22 protein-coding genes and 1 tRNA gene are annotated in these 20413 nt (G+C 66.9%); 13 read left to right on the top strand and 10 right to left on the bottom strand.

The genetic code is table 11. From position 1 onward, the window contains the following. Positions 1-12: 12 nt before the first annotated feature. Positions 13-471 (bottom strand): FHA domain-containing protein FhaB/FipA, encoded by a 459-nt coding sequence (locus tag GOARA_RS08870; protein WP_007322009.1) that lies wholly within the window; start codon positions 469-471, stop codon positions 13-15. Positions 472-675: 204 nt separating this feature from the next. After that, on the bottom strand, positions 676-1839 hold the full coding sequence (locus GOARA_RS08865; RefSeq protein ID WP_007322008.1) for an FHA domain-containing protein: 1164 nt from the start codon (positions 1837-1839) through the stop codon (positions 676-678). A 255-nt stretch (positions 1840-2094) separates the two neighbouring features. Here GOARA_RS08865 and GOARA_RS08860 point away from each other — a divergent pair. The 3 genes from GOARA_RS08860 to GOARA_RS08850 all read left to right on the top strand — a co-directional run bounded on the left by GOARA_RS08860 (position 2095) and on the right by GOARA_RS08850 (position 3440). Next, positions 2095-2177, top strand: a tRNA-Leu gene (locus tag GOARA_RS08860). A gap of 120 nt (positions 2178-2297) precedes the next feature. After that, the gene (locus tag GOARA_RS08855) at positions 2298-3143 is read left to right on the top strand and encodes a hypothetical protein (RefSeq protein ID WP_007322007.1); all 846 of its coding nucleotides are present in this window, start codon (positions 2298-2300) and stop codon (positions 3141-3143) included. Positions 3144-3155: 12 nt separating this feature from the next. Further along, the gene (locus tag GOARA_RS08850; RefSeq protein ID WP_007322006.1) at positions 3156-3440 is read left to right on the top strand and encodes a hypothetical protein; all 285 of its coding nucleotides are present in this window, start codon (positions 3156-3158) and stop codon (positions 3438-3440) included. On the opposite strand, the gene GOARA_RS08845 is transcribed toward GOARA_RS08850, so the two are convergent. Next, the gene (locus GOARA_RS08845; protein WP_138947610.1) at positions 3437-3835 is read right to left on the bottom strand and encodes a hypothetical protein; all 399 of its coding nucleotides are present in this window, start codon (positions 3833-3835) and stop codon (positions 3437-3439) included. The genes GOARA_RS08850 and GOARA_RS08845 overlap by 4 nt on opposite strands. Before the next feature lie 709 nt (positions 3836-4544). Between GOARA_RS08845 and GOARA_RS08840 the strand changes: the two genes are divergently transcribed. Further along, the gene (locus GOARA_RS08840) at positions 4545-5186 is read left to right on the top strand and encodes a TetR/AcrR family transcriptional regulator (protein WP_007322004.1); all 642 of its coding nucleotides are present in this window, start codon (positions 4545-4547) and stop codon (positions 5184-5186) included. Here the strand turns inward: GOARA_RS08840 and GOARA_RS08835 are convergent. The 4 genes from GOARA_RS08835 to GOARA_RS08820 are packed head-to-tail and all read right to left on the bottom strand — an operon-like array spanning position 5183 to position 9900. After that, positions 5183-6571, bottom strand: coding sequence for an ABC1 kinase family protein (locus GOARA_RS08835; RefSeq protein WP_007322003.1), 1389 nt, complete (start codon positions 6569-6571; stop codon positions 5183-5185). The genes GOARA_RS08840 and GOARA_RS08835 overlap by 4 nt on opposite strands. Before the next feature lie 52 nt (positions 6572-6623). Beyond that, complete coding sequence (locus GOARA_RS08830; protein ID WP_007322002.1) at positions 6624-8177, bottom strand: flavin-containing monooxygenase; 1554 nt, start codon at positions 8175-8177, stop codon at positions 6624-6626. Then, positions 8174-9052 (bottom strand): SDR family NAD(P)-dependent oxidoreductase, encoded by an 879-nt coding sequence (locus GOARA_RS08825; RefSeq protein WP_007322001.1) that lies wholly within the window; start codon positions 9050-9052, stop codon positions 8174-8176. Before GOARA_RS08825 ends, GOARA_RS08830 begins: the two co-directional genes overlap by 4 nt. Next, on the bottom strand, positions 9049-9900 hold the full coding sequence (locus GOARA_RS08820) for an SDR family NAD(P)-dependent oxidoreductase (RefSeq protein WP_007322000.1): 852 nt from the start codon (positions 9898-9900) through the stop codon (positions 9049-9051). Before GOARA_RS08820 ends, GOARA_RS08825 begins: the two co-directional genes overlap by 4 nt. 224 nt (positions 9901-10124) lie before the next feature. Here GOARA_RS08820 and GOARA_RS08815 point away from each other — a divergent pair, with 224 nt between their 5' ends. Genes GOARA_RS08815 through GOARA_RS08795 form a run of 5 tightly spaced genes read left to right on the top strand, consistent with a single transcriptional unit; the run spans position 10125 to position 15251 of the window. Then, on the top strand, positions 10125-11168 hold the full coding sequence (locus GOARA_RS08815; protein WP_040522425.1) for an alpha/beta hydrolase: 1044 nt from the start codon (positions 10125-10127) through the stop codon (positions 11166-11168). After that, entirely contained in the window at positions 11165-11956 is a 792-nt protein-coding gene (locus tag GOARA_RS08810; protein WP_007321998.1) for a class I SAM-dependent methyltransferase, read from the top strand. Before GOARA_RS08815 ends, GOARA_RS08810 begins: the two co-directional genes overlap by 4 nt. A gap of 5 nt (positions 11957-11961) precedes the next feature. Further along, the gene (locus tag GOARA_RS08805) at positions 11962-13527 is read left to right on the top strand and encodes a flavin-containing monooxygenase (protein WP_040522421.1); all 1566 of its coding nucleotides are present in this window, start codon (positions 11962-11964) and stop codon (positions 13525-13527) included. Between the two features lie 30 nt (positions 13528-13557). Continuing rightward, a complete protein-coding gene (locus GOARA_RS08800) occupies positions 13558-14685 on the top strand; it encodes an oxygenase MpaB family protein (RefSeq protein WP_007321996.1) in 1128 nt (375 codons plus the stop codon). After that, entirely contained in the window at positions 14682-15251 is a 570-nt protein-coding gene (locus GOARA_RS08795; RefSeq protein WP_007321995.1) for a peroxiredoxin-like family protein, read from the top strand. Before GOARA_RS08800 ends, GOARA_RS08795 begins: the two co-directional genes overlap by 4 nt. 36 nt (positions 15252-15287) lie before the next feature. Here GOARA_RS08795 and GOARA_RS08790 read toward each other — a convergent pair whose 3' ends face one another. Then, a complete protein-coding gene (locus GOARA_RS08790) occupies positions 15288-16238 on the bottom strand; it encodes an SMP-30/gluconolactonase/LRE family protein (RefSeq protein ID WP_007321994.1) in 951 nt (316 codons plus the stop codon). Between the two features lie 122 nt (positions 16239-16360). Between GOARA_RS08790 and GOARA_RS08785 the strand changes: the two genes are divergently transcribed. After that, entirely contained in the window at positions 16361-16645 is a 285-nt protein-coding gene (locus GOARA_RS08785) for a YciI family protein (RefSeq protein ID WP_007321993.1), read from the top strand. A gap of 4 nt (positions 16646-16649) precedes the next feature. Here GOARA_RS08785 and GOARA_RS08780 read toward each other — a convergent pair whose 3' ends face one another. Together GOARA_RS08780 and GOARA_RS08775 are read right to left on the bottom strand one after the other, a co-directional pair. Further along, a complete protein-coding gene (locus GOARA_RS08780) occupies positions 16650-17054 on the bottom strand; it encodes an MmcQ/YjbR family DNA-binding protein (protein WP_007321992.1) in 405 nt (134 codons plus the stop codon). Positions 17055-17070: 16 nt separating this feature from the next. After that, entirely contained in the window at positions 17071-17898 is an 828-nt protein-coding gene (locus tag GOARA_RS08775; RefSeq protein ID WP_040522324.1) for an SDR family NAD(P)-dependent oxidoreductase, read from the bottom strand. 66 nt (positions 17899-17964) lie between these two features. On the opposite strand from GOARA_RS08775, the gene GOARA_RS08770 reads away from it, so the two are divergent. The 3 genes from GOARA_RS08770 to GOARA_RS08760 are packed head-to-tail and all read left to right on the top strand — an operon-like array spanning position 17965 to position 20375. Further along, a complete protein-coding gene (locus tag GOARA_RS08770) occupies positions 17965-18690 on the top strand; it encodes a hypothetical protein (protein WP_007321990.1) in 726 nt (241 codons plus the stop codon). 3 nt (positions 18691-18693) lie between these two features. After that, complete coding sequence (locus GOARA_RS08765) at positions 18694-19803, top strand: DUF2157 domain-containing protein (RefSeq protein WP_007321989.1); 1110 nt, start codon at positions 18694-18696, stop codon at positions 19801-19803. Then, a complete protein-coding gene (locus GOARA_RS08760; protein WP_083834829.1) occupies positions 19800-20375 on the top strand; it encodes a GDYXXLXY domain-containing protein in 576 nt (191 codons plus the stop codon). The genes GOARA_RS08765 and GOARA_RS08760 overlap by 4 nt, the downstream gene beginning before the upstream one ends. The last annotated feature ends 38 nt before the right edge of the window (positions 20376-20413 follow it).

The following is a 20413-nucleotide window of genomic DNA, read 5'->3' as shown; positions in this document are numbered from 1 at the left end:
CCAGCACAAGGGTCACGGGCGCAGCTCGATCACGGTCTTGCCAATGCGGATCGGCGTGCTGGTGGGAACACGGACCGCCGTCGTCACTTTGGCCCGGTCCAGATAGGTGCCGTTGGTCGATCCGAGGTCTTCCAGGTACCAGTCGTCGCCGCGTCTCGATAAGCGGGCATGGCGTTCGGAGGCGTAGTCGTCGGTGAGGACGAGAGTCGAATCGTCGGCACGGCCCAGGAGCAGCGGCTGGTCGCCGAGGGTGATCCGGGTGTTGGCGAGTGCGCCCGCGGTGACGACGAGGTAGCGCGCCGATCCCCGCGACGACCTCACGCGGGGCCGGCTGGACCGGATGCGGCTCGCCAGGGGGCTGCCGGCGGCGACGGCCAGATCGTTGCGCAGGGCGCGGATGGTGGCGTAGATAAAGAGCCACAGCAAGATGAGGAAGCCGATGCGGGACAGCTGCAGGATCAAACCTTGCACGTCGCACCACCTTCCGTCATGACATGCCGTCGAGGGCCGGCACCGCAGCCACGCTGCTGCGGCCGACCTCGTGAGTCAACCGTTTCGATCTTATGGGCCGAATCCGTGCCGACAGCGCGTGAAAGGTGACAGTTCGGTATCGACTGAGACCGTTCTGCGACCTCGCTTTCCCGCGGCGTGCTGGCCGCCGACGGGCGAGCGCGGCTACTGGAAGCGGACGGTGATGTCGGAGTGCCCGATGCGGATCCGATCGCCGTCGGCGAGTTCCCAGTTGGAAACCTGCACGTCGTTGACGGTCGTGCCGTTGGTCGAGTTCAGGTCGGTCAGCATGGCCGTGTTGCCGTCCCAGCGGATCTCGACGTGGCGGCGCGAGACGCCGGTGTCGGGCAGGCGGAACTGGGCGTCCTGTCCGCGGCCGATGACGTTGGAGCCTTCGCGCAACGAGAAGGTGCGGTTGCTGCCGTCCTCGAGGAGCAGGGTGATGGCCGTGGGGGCGAAGCTCTGCGCGGGCTGGCCGTATGCCGGCTGCTGGCCGTAGCCACCCTGACCGTATCCGCCCTGCTCGTACGACGGCTGCTGGCCGTATCCGCCCTGCTGGTAGCCCTGGTCGTAGGAGGGCTGCTGGTCGTAGCCGCCCTGCTGGTACCCCTGGTCGTAGCCGGGCTGCTGCTGGCCGCCGTAACCGCCCTGGTCGTAACCCTGCTGGTAGCCGCCCTGGTCATAGCCCTGCTGGTCATAACCCTGCTGGTCGTACGAGGGCTGCTGGCCGTAGCCGCCGCCCTGGCCCTGGTCATAGGCCTGCTGGTAGCCGCCCTGTTGGTAGCCCTGGTCGTAGCCGCCTTGCTGGTAGCCACCGCCCTGCTGGTATCCAGCCTGGTCGTTTCCGGTGTTCTGAGTCATTTGCGGGGCTCCTAGCTGTGCATTGTCTCGTTGGTTTGGGTGGTCGGTGGATGCATCGCCGGGGTGGCCCCGGCTCGAGTGGGGCCGGGGTCGCACGTCGGGGTCAACGACGGCGGTGACGCGCATCTGTCCGGTGTGAAGTTCTGGTGACGGGTCGAACTCTACGACGACTGACCCGTAAGTTTGCCACCCGCTGTCACGGATGAAGTCGTCCAGGTGGCGGGAGAAGGTCTTCCGGTTCAATTCGTACTCGGCGTCTAGCGCGGCGAAATCGCTCTCCGACACCTGCAGGGTGTAGCTGTTCGCGGCCAGGTAGGCGCCGACCTCGAGGGCCTTCAGCGAGTCCTCGGCCTCGCGCGCGAGCGCGTGCTCGATCTCCTGAGGGGCGATCTGACCACCGAAGACCCGGGCGAAGCCGTCGTCGACGGCACCTTCGAGCTTGCGCTCGATGCGCTGCAAAATGCCCAACGTCGGACCCCTCCCTTCTTCAGTGGTACTTCACGCTCATTCTTCACTGGCGTGTCGCGCGTGCGGAACAGATCGTTTCATGATAGCGGCCACGGGACGTGGTTGGGACACAAGATAGTCACATTGGCAACGACAGCAACAGTGGTTTCATGCTGGCAAAGGGTGTAGCCGCAGGTGGACCTATGAATTTTCGCCGTCAACGGCGACCGTGCTATCGTTCTCGGGTCCAAGCGGACGCACTGTTTCCAGTGCCACGGGCGAGTGGCGGAATGGCAGACGCGCTGGCTTCAGGTGCCAGTGTCCTTCGGGACGTGGGGGTTCAAGTCCCCCTTCGCCCACAATCAGCGGTCTACCGCTACGAGAATCCCAGGTTCGAACCGACGCATTCGGCTTCTGAACTGAGGTCTCTGTCATGATCGTGCAATTACCCGCAAGTATGCGCGTGTGAAGATGTCCGGGTGGGAATCCAGCCGCCACCTGACCTCCGACCAAAGCTCGTCTACAACTCGGCCACCCGATGGTTCCGTCGAGACGACGACAGCACTGTAGTTATCGACTTGAGTAGTGCACAGTTCATCGACTCCTGCGGGCTGGCGCTTGTAGCGGCGGAGGCCGAACGAGCCTGTAAGGCCTGGCGAGCGGTGCGCTTCGTGGCCCCCTCCAAATGGGAGATAGCGAGCTACCTATCGCGGATGCGTCTAGGCACGTTGCTTGAACAGTTGGGTATTGACCATGCACTGCCTCCGGTGAACGAGCACTACGTTGGCCCGAGTTTGCTGGAGCTTCAGCACTTCACGCCGCCGGATGTAGACAGCATTTGTGCCACGATTCACGCCGCAATCACCTCTGAGGGTGGATCGAGCGAGGACGCCAACGACTTTTTTCGGGCGATCGCGGAGGTCATGGTCAACATCGAACACAGCGCGACGGAAGGCGGATTCGCTGCTATGCAGGTCCTGCCGACACCGACGAACCGGGAGATCACCTTCGCGATCGCCGACACTGGGATCGGTCTGCGGGGATCACTAGAGCCATGGCACTCCGTTGATGATGACATGGACGCGATCCGCCTTGCGTTCACCCAGGGTGTCTCAGGCACCGGGGAGAGGCGAGGGGAGGGCCTGTTTGACCTACTCACCCGTGTCCATCGTCGCGGCGGTCAGGTGCATGTCTGGTCAGGGGATGTCAGAGGGCGGATTTACGCTGATAGCAACGAGTGGCGCTATGACCAGCTGACCACTCCGTACACAGGAACAATGATCTACGCTAGGTGGACACCATCGGCCACCGCCCGACGGAAATAAGGAGGGTTCGATATGGCAACACTCGAAGCCCCTTCGCTAGCTGGTTCGAGGGACCGTGCGCAGGAACTGCTTGCTGAACTCCCCTCGGACCTGAGCAACTCGGAGGTCATCCTCGATTGCCATGGCCTGCTCGCTGCCACCGTCTCATTCGCGGACGAACTGGTCCAGGAGGTTCTGGTCCGTCGTAAGGCGCAGGCTCTGCATGCTGTGCGCGTGACTGATCAGGAGTTCGCGGACTATTTGGTGCGGCGCGCTGATGTCCACGGGGTGTCCGATCGCCTCACGGTTTCTTCCTAGCCGTCCTCGTAGGTTCGCAGAGCTTTACCCAGCGCCTCGTTACGCTGCCGCAATTCCCCAAGGCCGGGAGGCTGCATTCCTTCGTCGTTGAGCGGGTCGTACGGCTGTCCGAACATCAGGTAGTAGAGCCGCAGCCCGTCCTTGAGGGACTTAGCACGGTCCGCGACCCAGCGGTCTCCGCAGACGGCGACGCTCTGATCTAGGAGGCGAATCGCAGCGTTGAGTTCGTGAGTTGTCTCTTTGGTGTCACCGTCCATGCGGTAGCTGGTGTACGCCTTTTCCAGGCGAACCGTCGCTTCGACAACCCTGTCCACTCTGCGCTTTCGGGCGTCGGCGCCGCGATTTCGCCGACCTACCAACTCCGCTGTCCAGTAGGCCGCGAAGATACTGATCACTGCAACCAGAGGTGGCACCCAGGTCGGGCTGCATGAGTTCATCGTCCGCGTTCCTCTTGTCTGGTCGGCAATGGCTACCCATTAGCGTAGGGAACGTCCCCGACACCCCTGACCTAGCGCCGGACTGCAGGTAGGGACAAAGCTTCGAGACTGGGGCGAAAGTCGGTTCCTACTAGGCCGCGAAAGTCGGCTAGCTTCGGTGCAGAGCACCGAAGCTGCAACCATCCTCGCAGCGCTCCGTGACATCCTTGCGTCGATCCGCCCGACGCAGACAGCCCGTATCGAGAATGGTCGACCGTACACCTCAACGCTGCACTCAGGCACTCGCCGAGTCCGGTGCGGCAGACCGGTCGCAGATCGACACCTACAACTCAGTTCGGGAGTCCCGGAGCGACTTCGTGCATGAGCTCGTCGGGACCAATCGCGCGGCGCACCTCCAGCATGTGACGGGCCGGAAGCGGCGCGGCGATAGATCTGCTCCTGGCGGTATCGGGACGTCCGATCGAACCGGAGCTACTCGAAGGGTCGGGGGCCGAGCGCCTGTACCGGCAATGTCGCGAGGCGAACGAATAGGTGGTCCGCGAATCGATTACCCGAGCAGCCACCACGGCCCAGCGACCGCGCAGACCGCAGCGCCTTGCGATAGCATCGTTATGCGACGTCGTCGCATTCGATCGCCAGCAAACCACCCCGAAGGAGGAGCCGCCACGTGGCCGCCAAGAAGGTCCTTACTCGCGCTGAAAGCCGAGCACAGACGCGTGAGGAGATCCTCGAGGCCGCGGAGAAGCTGTTCATCGCGAACGGCTATCACGGAACCTCGCTCGCGACCATTGCCGCGGAGACGGGGCGGACCATAGGCGCTGTCTACAGCAACTATGAGAGCAAAGAGGACCTGTGCGTCGAGGTGCTCAAGCGACGTTCCTCCGGCGAGTTGGCAGCGCTCATGAGCGGTTTGATGGCCTCGGACGAGGACATCGAGTCCCGACTGGCCGTCCTCGCGTCGTGGTGGGCGCGTCTCACCGACGACACCGCGCTCACCATCCTCGCTGCCGAGTATGCGATCAGCGTGTTCCACTCCGACCAGCGCGAAGCGCTGATCAGCGCCACGGAGCGGATCATCGAGTCGGCGCGGGTATTGCTGGAGGACTTCCTTCCAATCGACACGTCGCTGGTCAACGATCTCGCCGACGACGCGCTCAACACGCTATTGGCGACCGGAATCGGACTGTCTGCCTTGCGGGTCGGCGGAATCATCGACCTGGATCGTTCCGTCGCGCTGCTTACCGGTGAGGCGCGGATGTGGTTTCAGCGACTGGGCGACGCGGTCGACGAACTCGGTAAGACCGGCTAGTCCCTACCGGACCGCCCGTCTCGGGCGTTCTCCCATTCGGCGATCCTCCGGCCGATCTCCGTCGCGGGTGTCGCGCCGTCGACCCACTCCTCGGAGATGCGGTGCCAGTTGTTGGTCGCGGCAAGCTGACCGAGCAATCCGAAGGTGAAGAACTCCGTCCGCCGGGACATGACATGCTCCGGCGGCAGGTTCTGCTTGCGGATCGAGCGGAACTGAGGCTCCCTGATATCGATGGCGTTGACGACCGCCGAGGTGGCGACCTCCGGCGTGATCGTCAATTCGTCGTCGATGAGGTGCCAGCCGGCCGCACTGGCGATGTAGTCGACGAACTGTTCGCCGCTGACACTCGACGGGTCGGTCAGAATACCGTTCTCGGCGAGCAGATCCAGCAGGTCGTCGCCCGCGCCGGCCTGCGCGAATCGCAGTGTCTGCTTCTCGAGCTCGACGCGAGCCGGATCCATGTGGATGTACAGACCGAAATCGACGATGCAGAGCCGGCCGTCGGCACCCAAGAGGATGTTGCCGGGATGCGGGTCGCCGCAGAACTCCGCGCGATCGAAAATCGAGCCGACGTAGAAGCGGAAAACCAGCTCGCCGACATGATCGCGCTCGGCGGCGGAGCGCTGACGGATCTCGTCGAAGCCGACGCCGTCGAAATACTCGGTCGTCAACACACGATGAGTCGAATGCTCCGGGATGACATCGGGAATCACGATGAACGGATGGCCTCGATAGGCCCCCGCCAGGTGGTGTTGATTGCGTGCCTCGAGCCGATAGTCGAGTTCGTTCTCAAGTGTTGTCGCGAGTTCTGAGACGATCCCGGACGAGTCGATTCCCGGCCACAACGACTTCCACATCTTGGCGAACAGCGCGAGGTTGCGGATGTCGGAGCGAATAGCCGTCTCGATTCCCGGGTACTGGACCTTCACCGCGACCACCCGTCCGTCGTGAAGTGTTCCGCGGTAGACCTGGCCGATCGACGCCGCCGCGATGGGTGTCGGCTCGAAGGAGGCGAAAACCGTATCGAGCGGACCGAGCTCGTCCTCGATCAGGCCGCGCATCGCGGGGAAGGGGACCTTCGGCGCCTGATCCCTCAGCGAGGCGAGACGCTGGCGGAACACGTCGCGATGGGATTCGGGGATCATGTCGAGGTCCAAGACCGACAGCATCTGACCGAGCTTCATCGCTCCGCCTTTGAGATGGCCCAGAACGTCGACGATCTGTTCCGCGGCCGCAAGCGTTGATCGCTCGGCGAGGACGTCCCGCGCGCGGTCGGAGCGCCCCAACATCGCCATCCGCACCCGGGCTTGCCGAGCCGCCTCACGTGCGGCGAGGCGGCCCAGCGTCGCACCGCGACGGACTCGGCCCTGCCGGACGTTGGTCATCGCACCTCCTCCACTACGGCAAGTAGCCTGTCGCCGCGTACTCCCGGTGAGACTAGGGCACCGCCAGCTCCCGGTCGGGCACATCGACCGAGGGTTCCGTATCGACGTCGACCAGCGCCGCGTAGCGGTAATCATCGAGCGGGAAATGCTTGTTGCCCCACCACATTTCGATGTGGGTGCTCGGACGAATGGTTGCAGCATCGCCCTGGTAGTTCACGTAGTAGGTGTTGGAGCCCTCGCACGCTTCCGACAGCCACATCGTCTTCTCGGCTCGCGCCAGGTACTTGCGGTAGTAGGCGTCGTGCGCCTCCTGGCGGATCTCGACGCGGGTGGCGCCGCGGTCGCGCGCGGCCGCGATGGCGCGAGCCGCGTGGCGGCTCGTGCATTCGATCATCGCGATGTAGGAGCCGGCCGCGAAACCGTACGGCCCGGTGATGAGGAAGGAATTGGGGAACTTGGGCACCGAGACGCCCTGGTAGGCCTGGAACCGGTTGGTGTCCCAGAACGAGTTGAGGTCCAGCCCGCCCACGCCCCGCAGGGGGAACGGCGGGGTGGCGCCCTTGGCCATCACCTTGAAGCCGGTGGCGCAGACCAGGACGTCGATTTCGTGCTCGACCCCATCGGCGGTGCGCACCGACGTTTCGGTGATCTCGGTGATCGGGGAGGTGACCAGGTCGACGTGAGGCTGCGTGAAAGTCTTGAGATAGCGGTTGGACACCGACGGACGCTTGCAGCCCGGCGCGTACTGCGGTGTCAGCCGGTCGGCGAGTTCGCGGTCGCCGCGCAACCAGGCGCGGTAGCCGAGAGCGCCGCCCTTGGCGAGTCCGGTCGCGAGGAACGGCACCCGGCTGTGGAAGACGCCGATCCCGGTGATGCCGAAGTCGATGCCGACGGTGACGGCGGCCCGGATCGTCCGGCGCAACGCCGGTACCCGCAGCAGGGTCTTGGCCACCGCGTCGGGAATCGCTACGTCCGGCTTGGGAGCGACCCAGATGGGCGTGCGCTGGAAGACCGACAGGTGCGACGCGACGTCGGCCATCTCGGGAATGAGCTGCAGCGCGGTGGCTCCGGTGCCGATGACCGCGATCCGCTTGTCCGCGTAGTCGAAGTCATGGTCCCAACGAGAGGTGTGCACGACTTTGCCCGCGTACTTCTCGATGCCGTCGATCTCGGGCATCTGCGGCTGTTCCAGCGCCCCGACGGCACCGATCACGTGGCGCGCGGTCAGTTCGCTCCCGTCGGCGAGGCTGACCCGCCACAGGTGACTGTCCTCGTCCCACGCGCCGCCGGCCACCGTGACGCCCAGACGAATGCGGTCGCGCAGGCCGAACTCGTCGACGACCTGCTCGGCGTACTCCTGAACCTCGGCGCCCGGTGCGAATACGCGGCTCCACTTCGTGGGCGGGGCGTAGGAGAAGCTGTAGTAGATCGACGGGATGTCGACGGCGACGCCGGGATAGGTGTTGGCCCACCACGTGCCACCGATGCCGTCGTTCTTGTCGATGATGAGAAAGTCGGAGATTCCGGCACGGTCGAGTTCGACGCCGGCGCCGATGCCGCCGAATCCCGCGCCGATGATGAGGACTTCGTGGTCCGGGGTGATCATTTCTTCTCCTTGCGCTGGGCGATACGGGTGATGATGGGCGCGCCCTTGTCGAGCAACCGTTCCATGAGCTCGAAGCCGCCCCGCGAGGTCGCGGCGCGCACCGCGCCGGGGGAGAGCCGCAGAGCGTAGTAGATGAACCATGCTTCCGGATTCACCGGGAGAACGGCCCAATTCTTGTCAACCGCCTTCACGATGCGCCGGGCGACCTTGTCCGGGCCGCTGGTGCCCAGATTGGTCTGCGCCTCTCCCGCGTTCTCGTTCCACGCGGCCAGCTGTTCGTCGGTGAGACCATTGCGGCGGCCGTTGCGGATCAGGTCGGTGCGGACCGCGCCCGGGCAGATCGTCGACACGCCGATGCCGTGCGGGGCGAGTTCGACGCGCAGCGACTGGCTCGCCATCAGCACGGCGGCTTTGGCCACACCGTAGGCGGAGTCGAGTTCCGACGGCAGGAACGCCGCGGCCGACGACACGTTGACGATGTGCCCGTCGACGTCGCGGTCGATCATCTGCCGGCCGAAGACCTTCGAGCCGTACACGACGCTCATCAGACAGATGTCTACCATTCGCTGCCAGCCGGCGGCGTCGGTCTCCACGAACCCGCCGAGGTCCATCACCCCGGCATTGTTGATCAGGATGTCCGCGTGGCCGAACTCGGCCGCTACCCAATTGGCGAAGTCATGCCACTCAGCTTCGACGCGGACGTCGAGACGATAGGGCACGGCCTCGCCGCCCACAGTCTTGATATCAGCCGCGGCGGCTTCAGCGGCCGGCTCGTCGATGTCGGCGACGATGACACGGTCTCCTCTGCGGGCGAACGCGGCGGCGGTCTCCTTGCCGATGCCGGCCGCACCACCTGTGACGATCACGGTCTTCACTTGTTTCCTCCAAACACTTTCCCGGTCAGGTTCACGGCCGGATCGATCCAGGACATGCGGACAGCGGTGCTCACGGTGCGCACGGTGCCCGGCGACAGGCGATAGAGGAACCACACCAGCCAGGCTTCGGCACCGACCGGAACAGTGGCCAGGTTCCAGCGGATCGCTCGGTCGATCGCTGCGGCCACCCGTTTCGGCGAGCGCCCGAAGTACTTGTGACCGGACGCGAGCTTGGCCGCCCACGGCTCGTCCTCGCCGTCGCCTGCCCGGTGCCCGTTGGCCGCGAGGTCTGTCCGGATCAGCCCGGGACAGATCGCGCTGACGCCGATACCGCGCTTGCCGAATTCGGCGCGGAGGGACTGTGTGCCGAGCCAGATACCGGCCTTCGCCGTCACATAGGACGGTGCGATCGAGTTGGGCAGGAACGAGCCGCAGGACGCGATGTTGACGATGTGGCCGCGTTTGCCCGTGGCGGTCATCCGCTCGACGAATGTGCGGGATCCGAAGATCATCCCCATTAGGTTGATATCGATCATCCGGCGCCAGTCGTCGCCGGTCTGCTCAAGGAAGCCGCCGCCGATGAGGATTCCGGCGTTGTTGACCACGACGTCGGGGGTACCCCACTCGTCGCAGACCCAGTCCGCGAGTACTTCCCATTGGCCGGGATCGGTCACGTCGAGTCGGCGGAACACGGCGGTTCCGCCGTCGGCGACGATGCGATCGGCCGTCTCGATTCCCGTTGTCTCGTTGATGTCAGTGACCACGACGCGGTGGCCTTGGCGCCCGAAGCGCTCGGCGCTCGCGCGCCCGATACCGCTTCCCGCTCCGGTGATGACAATTGTCTGCACGAACCCCTCTTTTCCTCGTGTTGTAGCTGTCTGCGATGGCGGATCGAGCCGCTGCGCCCGCGCAGCGCCAGCTATTCGAATAGTGACACTATTCAAATAGCGTGTCAATGTCCGAGCGCCGAAACGCTTGCCGATGGACGACGGCCCGTGCTACCACTGAGATAGTGACGCTATTGAAATAGCGACGATCTTGGATGGCGGCCAAGCCCGCCGGGAGGTATGAGATGGACACCGAGTCAAACCGGTCGGTCACGGTCGAGCTGCCGAGGCGCGCCTCATGGCGACTCGTCGTCGCGGACGTGCTGCTCCGCAACACCGTACGCCGGGCGTTGGATTCCCTGGTGTGGCTGTGCGATCACCACATCATTCCCCGGCGGGTCGCGCTCTGGGTTCTTGAGCACTTCGATGCGATGCTGTTCGTACTCCTCCCGCCGCGCGGCACACGCACCATGCGCGCGGACTTTCCGGAGTTCCGGGCCGAATGGGTCTGGGATCCGAAGACGGCGCCGGCACCCGCTACGGCCGCCGGTGCGGTCCTTTACATGCATGGCGGTGGCCTGGTCACCTGCGGCCTGAACAGCCACCGGCGAATCGTCGCACGACTGTCGGCTGCGGTCGGGCTGCCCGTGCTCAACGTCGAGTACCGCCAGATCCCGCGGGCCCACGTCGTCACGTCGGTCGGGGACTGCCTGGCCGCCTACCGAGGTCTCCTGGACTCCGGGATCGAACCGGATCGAATCGTCGTCGCCGGCGACTCGGCTGGCGGAGGGCTGGCGTTCGGCTTGCTGCTCGCCGCTCGCGACGAAGGGCTGCCGACGCCCGGTGCGCTCGTCGCGATCGCGCCGTTCGCGAACTACGACAGCCGCCGGCGGTTCAGCCACTTCAACAATCGAACGGACTCCGTGCTTTCGGCTCGAATCCTGGATCTGCCGATCCGGTGGGGGGTCGCGGTCAACGGAACCGTCGACCCCGCCTGGTCTCCGGTGAACCACCGTTTCGACGGGTTTCCGCCGACCCTCATCCAGGTCGGCTCCCGCGAAGTGCTCGCCGACGACGCGCACCTGCTGGCCGCGCGTTGCCGCGAAGCCGATGTCGACTTCCGCCTCCAGGAGTGGGATCGCGCGCCACACGTGTTCCACGCCGGCGCTGACATCCTTCCCGACGCTCGGGAGGCCTTCGCCGAGATCGGCCGATTCGTCCGCGCAGCCCTGCGGCCTGCCGACTCGGACGATCGCAAAGTCACGCGTCTGAAGCGGGCGAGCGCATGAAGCCCGTCGTGGCGCACGGCGCGGCCGAGCGGGCGTTCGAACTCCTCGACGCGGCAGCCGCGACCGACGCGATCAGCACCAACGGGTACATCGACGTGTTGGACCGCGAGGCGCCCCGTGTCGACACCGTTGCCCAGCGCTTGATGCGTACCCGCGGATACGCCTGGATCTATCAGGCCGGCCGGCCGATCGGCCGGCGGCTGGCGGGCAGCCCGCGCCTGGGGCGAGACGCCGATCGCCGGTTGATCGCATCGCTGTTGAAGCTGCGCCCCGGGATGACCGTCCTCGATATCGGTTGCGGGCCGGGCAACTTCACCGGTTGGTTCGGGCGGTACCTCGGTGCCGACGGTTTGGCGATCGGCGTCGATGCTTCCGAACCGATGCTGCTCCGAGCCGTCGCCGACAACAGCGGAGAGAGCGTCGTCTACGTGCGTGGGGATGCGTGTGCGCTGCCATTTCGCAGCGCGACCGCCGACGCCGTCTGCTGCCTCGCCGCGCTCTACCTGATCAACGATCCGCGGACCGCCGTCGAGGAATTCGTTCGTGTGCTCAAGCCCGGCGGGCGGTTGGTCATCCTGACGAGCGTCTCTCCGTCGATACCGGGAGTCGGTGCGGCGATCGCGCGGTTCGGTGGCGTCACCGTCTTCGGGAAGGACGAGATCACCGGATGGCTCGACGACCTCGGTCTCGTCGACGTCGAGCAGACCGTCGAGGGACTGGCCCAGACCATCGCCGCGACGAAACCGCGCGATCTGACCGCCCCGGACCGACGAGGGAAGTCCGGGTGAACAGCATGACTGCGCAATCGGATAAGCCGCGGTACGAGGTGGCTGTGATCGGGGCAGGGCCCGGCGGCATCGCGGCGGGCGTCAAGCTGCGCGCGGCCGGGATCGACGACTTCGTCGTACTGGAGCGAGCCGACGACGTCGGCGGCAGCTGGCACGAGAACGACTACCCCGGAATCGCCGTCGACATCCCGTCGACGACCTACCAGTACTCCTTCGCCCGGAACCCGAACTGGTCGCGCTTCTTCGCCTACGGGCCGGAGGTGAAGGAGTATCACGCCGAGGTCGCGCGTCGCTACGGCGTCTACGAGCGCGTGCGGTTCAACGCGAACGTCGATAGCGAGGTCTGGAACCCCGACCTCCACTGCTGGGAGCTGAATCTCAGCAGCGGCGACACCGTCACCGCCCGCTTCGTCATCAGTGCCGTTGGTGCGTTCGTGCGGCCCAAGGGGGACGTCGGAATCCCCGGCGCCGACGCGTTCCGGGGCAAGGTCCAGCGGCCGACCGATTGGGATCACGACTACGACATGGCCGGCAAGAGCGTCGCCATCATCGGCACCGGCGCCAGCGCCGTCCAGATCATCCCGGCCATCGCGCCGGACGTCGGCGAGCTGACCGTCTTCCAGCGCACACCGGTCTGGTCCGTCCCGAAGCCGGATTTCGCCGTCCCCGAGGCGATGAAGAAATTCCTCGCCGTGCCGGGCACGTCGGCGGCGCTCAACGGTGTGGCCTTCGTCCTCGTCGACGTGCTTCTCCGGTTCGTGAGCAAGACGCCGATGCCGGTCTTCAAACCGCTCGCCGACCGGTTCGACAAGTGGTCTATCGCTGGGTATCGGCGCTACGTCCGCTGGGTCGTGAAGGACGCGGAAACCGCGGCGAAGCTGACCCCGGACTTCGGACTGCTCGCGAAGCGCCCGACCATGTCGAGCCACTATCTCTCCGCGTACAACCGCCCCAACGTGCACCTGGTCACCGAGCCGATCGAGAAGATCACGCCGACCGGGGTGAAGACGCGCGACAGCGTGCTGCACAAGGCGGACGTGCTCGTGCTGGCCACCGGGTACGAAGTCTTCTCGGATCCAGAGACCTACGTGCCCGGCACCGTCGTCGGTCGCGACGGCTTCGACCTTGCGAAGTTCTACAACGACGAAGGACTGCGGGCCTATCAGAGCGTGTCCGTGCCCGGCCTGCCGAACCGATGGACGCTCGTCGGCCCCTATTCGTGGAGCGGCACCGGCTGGCACGCCTTCGTCGAGGTCACCGCCGATCACGCGGTGCGGGCCATCGGCGAGACGAAGCGGCGTCGCGCGGTCGTCTGCGAAGTGCGGCGAGAGGTCGCTGACGCTTACCACCGCGCCGTTCACGCCAGCGCCGAAGGCGTCCGCTACTACCTGTGCGAACTCAACGGAGACGTGCCGACGTACTACCGCAATTCGCAGCGGGACAGCACCTACATCCGGCCGGAGGGCTTCTTCGCGGCGCGCAAGCAGACCCGCGAGTTCCCGCTCGACGACTACCGCTATGAAACCGCCGACGCCCTCGAACGGCCGGTGCGGGCCGAGACCGCTGTCTAGCACGCCGCGAAGGATCGAAAGGTGAGGACCATGGGAGCAATCCAGATCGGCGACATCGCCACGATGTCGAAGGAAGACCGCCAGAAGGTGGACCGCAGGTACGACTTCCTGCTGAAGCTGCACGGGAAGAACGGCAGGCGGGCGCTGGCCATCGCCGAGACGCCGCGGGTGGACAACGGGTACTTCGGGCCCGAGTCCATCAGCTGGAAGGTCTATCAGAACGTGATGGTCGCCGGCATGGGAGCGCTCTCGGGGTTGTTCATCTCGGTCCTCGATCCCGACGGCGCCTACGGTGTCGGCCACCACACGACCTACTACTACGACACGATCGGGCGGATCCGCCGGAGTCTGCACTTCTTCGCCGGGGCCGTAGGCGGTGACACGGCCGGCGCGGAGAAGGTCGGCGTCGACCTGTTCCGGAAGCATTCGCACGTCACCGGCGAGATCCCGGCGACGGGTGAGCTATTCGAGGCCAATCACGTCGAGACCCTCAAGTTCACCTACGTGGTCGGCTGGCCGCATCTGTGGCGCGCCTACAAGGCGTTCGGCGACCCGAACGCGACCGACGAGGACGAGCGCCAGTTCTACCGCGAGCAGGTCAAGGTCTGCCAGCTGATGGGTATGCCCGCCGACGAACTGCCCGACACCCCGGAAGCCGTCGAGGAATGGGTGCGTCGAGCCGAGCGCGAACTCATGGCGTTCACGCGCCCGGCCCAGGAGCTGACGGATTTCATGACGCATCCGCCCCTGACGCCGCTGTATCCCAACGCCGTCATCGGGCCGCTCATGCGGGTGGCGATCTGGGGCGCCATCCCGCTGCTCACCCCGTACGTCCGGGAGATCACCGGCCTCAGCCACTACCGCGTGCGAGCGCGCGTCGGACACACCCTCGTCAAGACGGTGGCGCGGGCCTTGCGCAACCCGGTCTTCGAACGGGTCTTCGTTCCCTACTTCGGTCCCGAAACCTGGGGGTACATGCACAACGCGATCCGGCATGCCGACCGCACGGGACATGAGCCGATGACCCACGACCCCGGACTCGCGCTGCAACTGGGCAAGCGGGGGCCGTCGCGATGCCCGATGGCCAACCTCGCCGGCGGGGAGTCCGCCGACGAGCGCGAGGTCGACGAGAAGCACATAGCGCAGGTCGACGCATGACCCGGGTCGATGTGATCAGCAACGAGCGCGTTCTCGACGATCGCCACCATTTGCACGAGTTTCAGGACTTCTGGCGGGAGCGTCCGGTCGCGCTCGTCTTCCTCCCGCAGTTCGGCAGTGCATTCGCGCTCGAGCAGGCGAAGGAGTTGACGGCGCGGCACGACGAGATCGCGGCGCTGGGCGCCGACGTCGTGCTGATCGGTATCGGCACCTCCATCCAGGGGTTCACCTTCCGGCAGCGAGCGGCGTCCCGCACTCCGGTGATGGTCACCGAGGACCACACGCTCTATCGGACGATGGGCCTGGCGACACGGCGTCGCCTGCTCGACCCCTACCGGCTCGGCCGCGGCATCGTCCGAGTGCTGGGCAAAGGCGTCTACCCATACCAGCGAACCGGCGATCCGGCCCGGCTCGGCGGCATCTTCGTCGTCGACCGCGGCGGGCGTGCGGTCACTTGGGAGTACCGGCAGAAGCACGTCGCCGACGTGATTCCGGGCGACCGAGTGGTCGACGCGCTGCGCGCGGTGGCGGCGGCCCACGAACCGGACCGGCTGTCCGCGCGATAGTCGAGCCGCTCATAGCCGTAGAGCCGCAACCGCTCGCTACCGCTGACCTTCGGCGGTGTGGGTGCGCGCGGCGCGGTCGAAACCGGCCGGGATCTCGTAGATCCGTCCGTCGAAGCCGGCCCGGTACAACCGGCCCGCCGAGAAGCCGCGGTCGCCGCGCCCGTAGGTGACGACACTCGACGTGGGCAGGCCCGACGCGAGAACGCAGTACCGGCCGGGCGCGGTGACGCGGACGATGCGCCCGGACAGGTTGAACGGCACGATCGGGCGGTCGCGCGAATCGAGCGTCAGCCCGTCCGGCGCGTCGCCGTAGCCGACGGTCAGCAGATTCTGCACGACGCGAGGATTGGACGTGGAGACTCGGCTGACGCCGGGGTTGACGAACGTGCGCGCCAGGTAGAGGAAGCGGTCGCCGCGACCGAGGACGGCGCCGTTGGCGCTCGGGAGCGAACCCCACGCGGGTTGCACGCGTCCGGCCGGGCTGATCCTGGCGATCTGATTGCCGAAGTCGTTGGTGGCGTAGACGTTCCCCGCGCGCGAGACCGTCAGGCCGTTCGCCGCGGACAGTCCGCCGACCCACGGGCGCAGCACCCGGGAGCGCACGTCCAGGCGCGCGATGCCGGCCGGGCGGAGAGCATCGCCGGCCAGCACCCCGGCGTTGCCGTAGCCGACGAGAAGCGTCCCGCCCGGCGTCCACGCCAAGCCACCGGCACTGCCGTCGGGCACGCGTGCGATCGCGACCGCGGGCGCACCGGGGCGGCTCAACCGGAACACGCGACCGCTGGCCGCGTCCGACGCGTACAGCCGGCCGGCCCGGTCGACGGTGAGACCCTCGAGTGCGGCACCCGGAACCGAGCCGACGAGCCGCGGTGGTTGGGCGCCTGGGCAGGGCGGCGCTGCGGTCGCCGCACCGGCACCCGCGACGAGGGCCCAGGCAGCGGCGACGGCGGTGGTCGCGGCGACGAACGGGGTAATCCTGTTTCGCATCGTGGTGGCGCTCCTTCTCCGTCTCGGCGCAGCCGACGCTACGCCACTCGGCGTCGGGCGCAAGGGTTTGCGGCGATCTCGCCGGTACCCGGCGGCGTGGCGCCGGCGGCTAAGCTGCGGTCATGCCGAACTTCGCCGTCGAATACACCTACGCGCCCTCGGGCGCCGCGCTCCGCGACGAACACCGTCCCGCCCACCGGCAGTGGTTGGGCGACGGACACGATAGCGGCGTCGTGCGGATGGCTGGTCCGTTCGCGGACGGCAGCGGCGCGTGGCTGATGATCGTTGCCGAGAGCCGCGACGACGTGGCCAACTATCTAGCGGGCGATCCGTTCGCGAAGGTCGGAGCCATCGCCGCGACGCGAATCCACGAGTGGGTCAACATTTTCGGTCCGTTCGGCGACTAGCCGCTCACCCATCGCCCTCGCCGGCGAGGAACTCCTTCGCCAGGCGTTTCGGGGCCCGGTCGAGCCAGGCATCGGTGATCATCTCGCGCAGCTCGTCGAGGTCGATCGCGTCGAGACGGGCGAGCACGGCCGGATAGCCGTCGAAGTGGGGGATCGTGAAGAAGGTCTCCGGCTCACTGGCGATCAGCTCGTGCTTGGCGTTCTCGTCCGGCACGCGCAAACCGATGATCTCGCCGCCCGGGATCTCGCGGCCGAGCTCGGTCAGCGCCTTGACGTCGGACTTGTTCAGCGGTCGCTCCCACACGAAGCCCTTCTTCGCGACGCAGAACATCTGGTTTCCCCAGGAGGTCTTCTCACTCGTCTGCGGCAGCGCGAGTGCCAGGCGCCGGACGTCGTCGAATGTCGGCATGGCTTTACGGTAGTCGTCAACGCTCTTGCCGCAATGCCTTCTTCTCGTAGCCGTCGCGGGCCGACGACCTGGCCACCGCATCCACCTGATCAGGCACGGTCCGCCGCAGCACCGCGTCGCGGATGCGCTGCGGCAGCAGTCCCGTTGCGGCGACCAGCGGGCCGACGTAGCCCGGCAGCGTCACGATGAACCGTGGACGCGCGATCACATCGACGACCGCCTCGGCGACATCGTCGGGCGACAACATCTTCGCGGCACCGGTCGCGGTGCCCGCGGCCAGCTCGGTGTCGACGACGCCGGGCAGGATCGCCGAGATCGTCACGCCGCTTCCGCGCAGCTCCTCCCGGACGCCGGTGAGATAGCCGAGGACGCCGTGTTTGGTTGCGGCGTAAGTCGATTCGCCGGGCGGCGCCAGTTTCGACGCCGCGGAGGCGACGGTGACGATCTGCCCGGCGCCGCGAGCGCGCATGGCCGGAGCGGCGAGGCGCACCCCGCGGATCACGCCGAGCAGGTTGACCGCGACCATCGCCTCGGCCGCGGACGGCGGCTCCTCGTCGAACGGGCCCACCCACATGACGCCGGCATTGTTGACGAGGACGTCGATCGGGCCGAGGTCGGCCTGGACGGCGTCGAGGAATGCGGTGAACGAACCCTCGTCGGTGACATCGAGCGCATAGCCGCGTGCACCGACCGCCACGGCTCGCTGCTCGGCGGCAGCCGCGTCGCGATCGCCGATCCCGACGACTGCTCCCTCTGCGGCGGCCCGCGCGGCGATAGCCGCACCGATCCCATTCGCACCGCCCGTCACGGCGACGACCAACCCGGCTACAGAACGTCTTCTCATGGATTCAGCTTGACAGAACCGGCCCGACCGGGCGACGAGGCGCCGCAGAGTTGCCATACTCGGTGAATGCACCGCGCCCCCCGCATCCACGCCGGCATCGTCGCCCTGGCCGTGGCCACGCTCGGCCTGACCGGATGTGCGGCCGACGAGGCCCCGACGCAGCGCACGGAGACCACCGCCGACGACGCCGAGCCGACACCGCTCGGGTTCATCCCCATCACCGATCGGCGGACCGGTCATCTCGACGACGGCACGAATTGGACGGTCATGCTGCCCCAGGTGCAGGGCGGCGACCCGCAGGTCCGGGCGGCGTTCAACGGTGAGCTCGACGCGATCCTGGTGAAGCTCACCGGACAGCCGAGCGGGAACGGTCTGACTATCGGCGACGGCGGCCTCGGCACGGCCGAACGCAGCCGGGCGATCGTCGGTGCACGCACCGTGTCCGGGGTGGTGATCGTGCTGAGCAACGCGAAGGGCGCCGCGCATCCGAACGTCAACGTCGAGACGGTCGTCGTCGACGGACGCACCGGCGAGGTCATCGACGAACCTTTCGAGGACGCCGAGCGGGCCAGGGGCGTACTCAGCGGGCTGGCGGCCGCCCACGACCCGACCGGCCGGCTGCGCGACGGCGCCACCTCTTCGGACTTCACGTCGTGGATCCCGCTGCCCGAGGGCCTGCATGTCTACGTGTCCGTGCCCCACGTGATGGGCGACTACGTGCCGGTGACGATTCCCTGGAACAAAGTCTCGGGCCTGCTCAGCGCCGATGCCCGCCAGGTCCTGGTCGGCTGAGTCGTGGCCGACTATCGGGAACAGGTCACCGCCGATCTGGATCGGTGGATCACCGCCGGATTGGTGCAGGCCGACAAGCGTGAGGCGATCCTGGCGACCCTGCCCGTTCGGCGCCGGCTCGACGCGGTCACCGCGCTGATCTGGGTCGCCGCGGTGCTGCTCGGCCTCGCGGTGATCGCGTTCATCGGGGCGAATTGGGAGGCGATACCGAGACTCGTCCGGTTCGGCCTGCTGCTCGTGGCATTCCTGACCGCCGCGGCGTGCGGAGCCGAAGCCACGCGTCGTAAACGGACCGTCGTCGCCGACATCGCACTCACCGTCGCCTCCCTGGTCTTCGCCTCGGCCATCGGATTGACCGGGCAGATCTTCGAGCTCACCGGAAGTCCGCCCGCGGTTCCCTACGGCGCGGGCGCCGCCGCCCTGGCGCTCGGTCTGGCGGGCCGTTCGCGCGGCGCACTGGTCGTCGGCGTCGTCGCCGTCATGATCGGCGACCTCCTCATCGCCGACGGTGGTTTCGGCATGCCCATCACCGTCGTCGTGGCCCCGGCCGTGCTGTGGATCGCGCTTCGCTGGCGCTCCTCATTGCTGGCGCACGTGTCGTCGATCGCGACGCTGGTCGCACTCGTGTGGATCGCGGCGCACCATTCGCTTCAGGACTGGGCGCTGCTGGCGTTCGCCGGGGTGCCGGCCTTGGCCGCGGCGGTGTTCACGGCGGCACCGCTATTCGGCGGGCCGGACGATAAGACCCGCGCGACCTTGTCCCGTATCCCGGCCACGTGGTTCGTCGTCGGCGCGCTGGGGTTCTTCATCGCCGCCGGGTACACCGGCGCCTTCGAGGACAACGCGGCACTCGGACTGGTGCATCGGGTCGTGTGGATCGCGCTGTCGGCCGGCCTGATCGCCTTCGGCCGTTTCGACCGGCGGGACGTGCTCACCGGTATCGGCGTCGTCAGCCTGATCGGCGCGGCGTGCGGGCTGCTCAACGATCTCGGCCTCGACCTCATTCTCATCTCACTGGTGTTCCTCGGCTGTTCGCTCGTCGCGCTGGTCGTCGGACTCGTGCTTCGTCGCGGCCGCTCCGACTCCACGGCGAACGAGGAAGGTGCGCAATGACTTCCACGGAGACGGCCGGTGGGGTCGCACCGAACGGGATGCGGGAGAGGATGATCCGGCCTCTCCTCATCGTGGCGGTGGCCCTGGTGTGCGTGGCGGCGCTCGTCGGCATCGTGATCCGCGAAGGGATGGCCCGGTCGAGCGGTACCCAGGTAACGCTCGCGATGCAGGGCGTCGATCCCCGCGATCTCGTCCGCGGCCACTACGTCGCGCTGCGTCTGGCCGACGACATACCCGAAGGCCAGGTGTGCGTCGACAGTGCCGACGGAGAGTGGATCGCATTGCGGCGCAGCGGTTCCCGACACGTCGCCGTCGGCCAGTACCCCAGTCGCGACGAAGCCCAGCGGTTCGGCGACATCGCGGTGCGCGGCACGATGAGATGTCAGGGACGGACCGCGTGGATCGACATCGGCATCGACCGCTTCTACATCAACCAGCGTGACGCGACGGCGATCGAAAAGGCACTCACCGACGGGCGCGAAGCCGCGGCGATCGTCTCCGTCGGCGGTGACGGCAAGGCCAGGCTCGTCGGGCTCGACGTCGACGGCAAGCGCTACGACCTGAACTGGTAGCCGCTCGCGGTGCGCACCACCGGGCGCCGGTGGGTTGT

Origin of the sequence: Gordonia araii NBRC 100433 (assembly GCF_000241265.1) — a bacterium.
GTDB lineage: Bacteria > Actinomycetota > Actinomycetes > Mycobacteriales > Mycobacteriaceae > Gordonia > Gordonia araii.
Note: the sequence above shows the minus strand (reverse complement) of the source record. Positions and strands in the feature narration are given on the sequence as shown.

Excerpts from the sequence above, each read along its gene's own strand:
- GOARA_RS08850 (WP_007322006.1), top strand. The coding sequence starts at position 3,156 with ATGGCAACACTCGAAGCCCCTTCGCTAGCTGGTTCGAGGGACCGTGCG.
- GOARA_RS08835 (WP_007322003.1), bottom strand. The coding sequence starts at position 6,571 with ATGACCAACGTCCGGCAGGGCCGAGTCCGTCGCGGTGCGACGCTGGGC.
- GOARA_RS08830 (WP_007322002.1), bottom strand. The coding sequence starts at position 8,177 with ATGATCACCCCGGACCACGAAGTCCTCATCATCGGCGCGGGATTCGGC.
- GOARA_RS08815 (WP_040522425.1), top strand. The coding sequence starts at position 10,125 with ATGGACACCGAGTCAAACCGGTCGGTCACGGTCGAGCTGCCGAGGCGC.
- GOARA_RS08810 (WP_007321998.1), top strand. The coding sequence starts at position 11,165 with ATGAAGCCCGTCGTGGCGCACGGCGCGGCCGAGCGGGCGTTCGAACTC.
- GOARA_RS08805 (WP_040522421.1), top strand. The coding sequence starts at position 11,962 with ATGACTGCGCAATCGGATAAGCCGCGGTACGAGGTGGCTGTGATCGGG.
- GOARA_RS08800 (WP_007321996.1), top strand. The coding sequence starts at position 13,558 with ATGGGAGCAATCCAGATCGGCGACATCGCCACGATGTCGAAGGAAGAC.
- GOARA_RS08795 (WP_007321995.1), top strand. The coding sequence starts at position 14,682 with ATGACCCGGGTCGATGTGATCAGCAACGAGCGCGTTCTCGACGATCGC.
- GOARA_RS08790 (WP_007321994.1), bottom strand. The coding sequence starts at position 16,238 with ATGCGAAACAGGATTACCCCGTTCGTCGCCGCGACCACCGCCGTCGCC.
- GOARA_RS08785 (WP_007321993.1), top strand. The coding sequence starts at position 16,361 with ATGCCGAACTTCGCCGTCGAATACACCTACGCGCCCTCGGGCGCCGCG.
- GOARA_RS08780 (WP_007321992.1), bottom strand. The coding sequence starts at position 17,054 with ATGCCGACATTCGACGACGTCCGGCGCCTGGCACTCGCGCTGCCGCAG.
- GOARA_RS08775 (WP_040522324.1), bottom strand. The coding sequence starts at position 17,898 with ATGAGAAGACGTTCTGTAGCCGGGTTGGTCGTCGCCGTGACGGGCGGT.
- GOARA_RS08770 (WP_007321990.1), top strand. The coding sequence starts at position 17,965 with ATGCACCGCGCCCCCCGCATCCACGCCGGCATCGTCGCCCTGGCCGTG.
- GOARA_RS08760 (WP_083834829.1), top strand. The coding sequence starts at position 19,800 with ATGACTTCCACGGAGACGGCCGGTGGGGTCGCACCGAACGGGATGCGG.